Here is a 5,078-nt window from a genome sequence, read left to right on the forward strand (position 1 = left end):
GCGTAGCCGTCGGCGCGCCAAGGCTCACGCAGAAGGCCCCGCATCGCGGGGCCTGTCCGTTGCCCTCGATCGCACGGCTTACACGCCGTGCTGCTTCAGCCAGGCATCGATCTGCGGCAGGCGGCGCTGGCGCAGGCGGATGCGGGTCTGGATGCCATTGATCACGCGTTCGGCATCACGCCGCGAGGTCGGGGCGATGTACTGGTCGGCGAAGGCCTGGATCTTGTCCACCATCGCCAGCGTGCGTGCGCCACTGCCGAGGCCCGGGTAGTAACGCGCCCGCGAGGTCGAATCCACCTTGGCATCCACCTGCTCGCGATGGGCGACCGCGAAGTCGAAGGCCAGGTCCGGATGCTCCCACGACACCGCCGAAATCATCGCCGCGCCATTGGTCGCACCCGGCTCGTCGGTCAGCGCCAGGTCCAGCGCGCGCTGCGCCAAGGTCTTGTCCTTGGCCATCGCCAGCAGGCTGTAGTACTGGTCACGCAGCATCGAGGATTTCTCCGCCTTCGCCAGCGCATGCAGCTTGTCCCAGGTGGCGGCATCGGCATTGCGCGCGACCATGCCCAGCACCGTGCGGCGCAGCTCCGGCGACAGTGACCGCGGGTCGGTGAGGAAGGCATCGAAGCGGCGACGCGCCTCCGCCAATACCGCGGCATCGCCGAGGTTGCCCAAGGTCGAGACCAAGGCCGTGCGCAACTGCCGCGTGGTGGTGGAATCGCCTTCGCGGGTTTCCCAACCCAACTGTGCGAACTTGGGGGCCAGGTGCGCGATCACGAACCTGCGCACCGCCGCCTGCCGTGCAGGATTGTCCTTGTACAGGTCATCCAGCGAACCCAGCGACCCCGCCGCCATCTGCCAGAGGTCCGGCGCCGCATCCAGCGGCACCTGCAGCGCGAGATCGAGCGGGTCCGCTTCCGGCTGCAGGCCCACTGCGGCGAGCGCACTGGCGTCCATCATCACGCCCACTTGGTCGACCAGCGGCAGATGGGTGAAGTTGGCGGACAAGGCGTGGAACTGCTCGGGCGCGTACAGGGTGCGGAAATAGCCCTTCTGGCCGGCGTTCACGACCGCCGGCGTGGAGCAACCCGGCAAGGTCACGCTGGCGCTGCCATCGACCAGCACGCGGACCACCTTGCCATCGCCCCCGCGCAGGCTGACCGGCACGCGCCAGCGCAGCGGCGCCTTGTCGGGGCGGTCGATGCTGTATTCGCCCTGGGTCAGGGTGAGCTGGGTCTGGCCATTGCTGCAAGCGCTGGTGGCACGGATCAAGGGCACGCCCGGCTGGCGGGTGAAGTCGTGCGCCACCTCGATGAACTGCCGGCCCGGTGCGGCGGCATCCATTTCCGCCCACAGATTATCGGTGACCGCATTGCCGTAGGCATGCTTGCGCATGTAACTGCGCACGCCCGTGCGCCACGCGTCCTCGCCCACATAGTCTTCCAGCATCGCGATCACCGCGGCGCCCTTGCCATAGGTGATGCCGTCGAAGGCTTGGCTGGCCTGCTCCACCGTGGCGATCGGCTGCACGATCGGATGGGTGGTCGAATAGGCATCGCCGCCCATCGCACCACGGCTGGTGAAGGCGTCGTCCACCCCGCCGCTGTCCCATTCCGGATGCAGCTTGCGGGTGGTGCGTCCTTCCATCCAGGTGGCGAAGCCTTCGTTCAGCCACAGATCATCCCACCAGCGCATGGTGACGAGGTCGCCGAACCACTGGTGGGCAATTTCGTGCGCGGCGGTGGTGAACACGCGCTGCTGGTCGGAGATGTTGGAGATCGCCGGATCCAGCAGCATCGAGGATTCGAAGGTGAAGATCGCACCCCAGTTCTCCATCGCACTGAAGAATTGGCTGCGGCCCGGCGCAGCGATGTTGTCGAGCTTGGGCAACGGGTAGTTCACGCCGAAGTAGTCGTTGAATTCGCGCAGCACGTCGCGGCTGGCCTCCAGCGCGAACCGCGCCTGGTCGGCTTTGCCCTTCAGCGCGATCACGCCGATCTGCACGCCGTTGTCGGTCAGGGTGGTGCGCTCGAAGTCACCCACGCCGAGGAACAACAGGTAGGTGGACATCTTCGGCGAGGTGGCAAACGTGGTGCGGGTGAGGCCGTTCGGCAGCACCTGGGTCGCCTTCGCCGGCATGTTGCTGACCACCATCTCGCCGCTGGGCGCGTTGACGATCAGGTCGAAGGTCGCCTTGAAGTTCGGTTCGTCCCACGAGGGGATGAACCGGCGTGCATCGGAATTCTCGAACTGGGTGTAGAGCGCGCGCTTGCTGCCAGCGGCGGTTGGATAGTCGAGCGCGAAGAAGCCATTGGCCTGGGTCCCGATCTTGCCGGTGTAATCGGTCGACAAGACGTAGTGGCCTGGCGCCAGCGGCTGGTCGAACACAAAGGCGGCGGTCTGGCTGCCGGCATCCACCTCGACCGATTTGACCGCCAATGACTTGCCGTTCGCGGTGGTCAGGGTGCTGCGGCTGAAGGTCATGTCCACCGCCTGCAGCACGATGCGATCAGTCGCCGCCAGCACCTCGATGTCGATCCGCACCTTGCCGTCGAAATTCATCGCCTGCGCGTGCGGGGTGATCTCGACGGTGTAATGCGACGGGCGCGCCGTGCGCGGCAGTTGGGTGGTGACGGCAGCTGGCGTAGCCGTTGCCGGCGAATCTGCGGCAGGCATCGCGATGACATGGCCGCAGGCAAGGCTCAGGGCCAGCGCAAGCACGAGGGGACGGACGACGGGACGACGCATGGAGGCTACCGGGTGCGGGGACAGGACGCGATCCTCGCGCAGACGTCCACCCGGCGACACCGCCTGAAGTCATGCATTGCCCTGATTGTGTGGGTGCTGGGCAGCGTTCGTTCAGACCAGATGCCGCATCACCGCCACGTAATGGCACAGGCTGCCGGTCAGCACGAAGCCGTGCCAGATCGCGTGCGCGTAGCGCAGTTTGGGCCGCATGTAGAAAAAGGTACCGCCGCTGTAGGCCAGGCCACCGACCAGCAGCCACACCAGCGTCGCCGTGTCCAACGCATGCAGCATCGGCTTGATCGCCACCACCAGCAACCAGCCCATGCCGAGGTAGATGCCGGTGGACAGGCGCTTGAAGCGGCCGGTGTAGAACAGCTTGAACACCACCCCGGCCAGCGCCAGCGTCCAGATCGTGCCGAACAGCCACCAGCCGGTCGACCCACGCAGGCCCACCAACATGAACGGTGTGTAGGTGCCGGCGATCAGCAGGTAGATCGCGCAGTGGTCGAACACCTTCAAGCGGCCCTTGGCGATCGGATGCGAGTTCGCGTGGTACAGGGTGGAGGCGGTGTACAGCAGCAGCATGGCCACGCCGAAGACAATGGCGCTGGCCAACTGCCAGCCGTCACCGAACAGCGCGGTGAGGGTGATCAGGACCGCGCCGGCAGCCAGCGCCGCCGCCGCGCCGAAGCCGTGGGTCAGGGCATTGGCCAGCTCTTCGCCCCGTGTGTAGGCGGGGGCGGGCTTGTCGGTGAGCGGTAGTGCGGTGGCATGCATGTCGCGCAGCATACCACCGGGTATGGATCGATCAGGCGTACGGGTCGCGCAACACCATGGTGTGTTCGCGGTCGGGACCGGTGCTGACGATGGAAATCGGGCAACCCGCCAGTTCCTCCAGCGCGCGCAGGTAGGCACGCGCCGCCGGTGGCAACGCATCCCAATCGGTGATGCCGTGGGTGTTCTCGCTCCAGCCGGAGAACTCCAGATAGACCGGCGTGCACTCTTCCCAACCCTGCGCATCCAGCGGCGCGTATTCGCTGCGCTTGCCGTGGTATTCGTAGGCGATGCAGATCTTCAGCTTGTCCATGCCGTCGAGCACATCGAGCTTGGTGATGCACAGGCCGCTGATGCCATTGATGGCGACCGCACGCTTGAGCGCGACGATGTCCATCCAACCGCAGCGGCGCGGGCGGCCGGTCGACGCCCCGTATTCGGCACCGCGGTCGCGGATGCCCTGCCCCACCGCATCGTCCAGCTCGGTCGGGAACGGCCCGCCACCGACGCGGGTGGCGTAGGCCTTGGCGATCCCGAGCACATAATCGATCGAATCGGCCCCCACGCCGGCCCCGGCCAAGGCACCGCCAATGGTGGTGTTGGAACTGGTGACGTAGGGATAGGTGCCGTGGTCGATATCCAGCAGCGCACCTTGCGCGCCTTCGAACAGCACGCGCTTGCCGGCCTTGCGCAGGTCATGGCAGATGCCGGCCACGTCGGCCTTCATCGGTTCGACGTAGTCGCCGAAGGCCAACGCCTCGTCCAGGGTTTGCTGGAAATCGATCGACTCGACCTTCAGGTACTGAGTCAGCACGAAGTTGTGGTAATCCAGCGCCGCCTTGAGCTTGTCGGCCAGTTGCTCGGGATAGCGCAGGTCGGCGATGCGAATGCCGCGGCGCGCCACCTTGTCTTCATAGGCCGGGCCGATGCCGCGGCCGGTGGTACCGATGGCCTTGCCACCGGCGGCTTTCTCGCGCGCCTGATCGAGCGCGATGTGATAGGGCATGATCAGCGGCGCAGCCGGGGAAATCTTCAGGCGGCTACGCACTTCGACGCCGGCCGTCTCCAGCTCCTCAATTTCCTTGCGCAGCGCAGCGGGGCTGATCACCACGCCATTGCCGATCAGGCACAGCGCGCCATCGCGCAGGATGCCGGAGGGAATCAGGTGCAGCACCGTCTTCTTGCCATTGATCACCAAGGTGTGGCCAGCGTTGTGGCCGCCCTGGAACCGCACCACGGCACCGATTTCCTCGGTCAGCAGATCGACGATCTTGCCCTTGCCCTCATCGCCCCATTGGGCGCCCAACACCACGACCGATTGGCCCATGGCCCATCTCCTGCTGCGTGCGGCCATCGGGGCCGCGGAAAATTCGCATCCGCCCGCGGCTTGTCGGGTTCCAGCAGCCATCGGGGCCGCCGGGGACAAGCAGTGCTGCAGACACGGAAAAAGCCGAGGCGAGCCCCGGCTTTAGGAAATGTTACCTGAAAACCCGGGGCCACGCCCGATCACGCGCCGCGCACCAGCCACAGCGATCCCAGCCCCAGCAACAGGATCA

The 5,078-nt window shown here is 66.2% G+C and carries 3 protein-coding genes; all 3 read right to left on the bottom strand.

Features of this window, described 5'->3' with window-relative positions:
- Window positions 1–78 precede the first annotated feature (78 nt).
- The gene (locus tag IT472_RS00140; RefSeq protein ID WP_297176542.1) at window positions 79–2,748 is read right to left on the bottom strand and encodes a M1 family metallopeptidase; all 2,670 of its coding nucleotides are present in this window, start codon (window positions 2,746–2,748) and stop codon (window positions 79–81) included.
- Between the two features lie 111 nt (window positions 2,749–2,859).
- The gene (locus tag IT472_RS00145) at window positions 2,860–3,525 is read right to left on the bottom strand and encodes a hemolysin III family protein (RefSeq protein WP_297176546.1); all 666 of its coding nucleotides are present in this window, start codon (window positions 3,523–3,525) and stop codon (window positions 2,860–2,862) included.
- Window positions 3,526–3,556: 31 nt separating this feature from the next.
- A complete protein-coding gene (locus IT472_RS00150; RefSeq protein WP_297176549.1) occupies window positions 3,557–4,849 on the bottom strand; it encodes an adenylosuccinate synthase in 1,293 nt (430 codons plus the stop codon).
- Between the last annotated feature and the right edge of the window lie 229 nt (window positions 4,850–5,078).

The sequence above is a fragment of the Thermomonas sp. genome, from assembly GCF_020850895.1.
Classification (GTDB): domain Bacteria; phylum Pseudomonadota; class Gammaproteobacteria; order Xanthomonadales; family Xanthomonadaceae; genus Thermomonas.

Coding starts and splice junctions, on each gene's coding strand:
- IT472_RS00140 (WP_297176542.1), bottom strand. CDS start 2,748: ATGCGTCGTCCCGTCGTCCGTCCCCTCGTGCTTGCGCTGGCCCTGAGC.
- IT472_RS00145 (WP_297176546.1), bottom strand. CDS start 3,525: ATGCATGCCACCGCACTACCGCTCACCGACAAGCCCGCCCCCGCCTAC.
- IT472_RS00150 (WP_297176549.1), bottom strand. CDS start 4,849: ATGGGCCAATCGGTCGTGGTGTTGGGCGCCCAATGGGGCGATGAGGGC.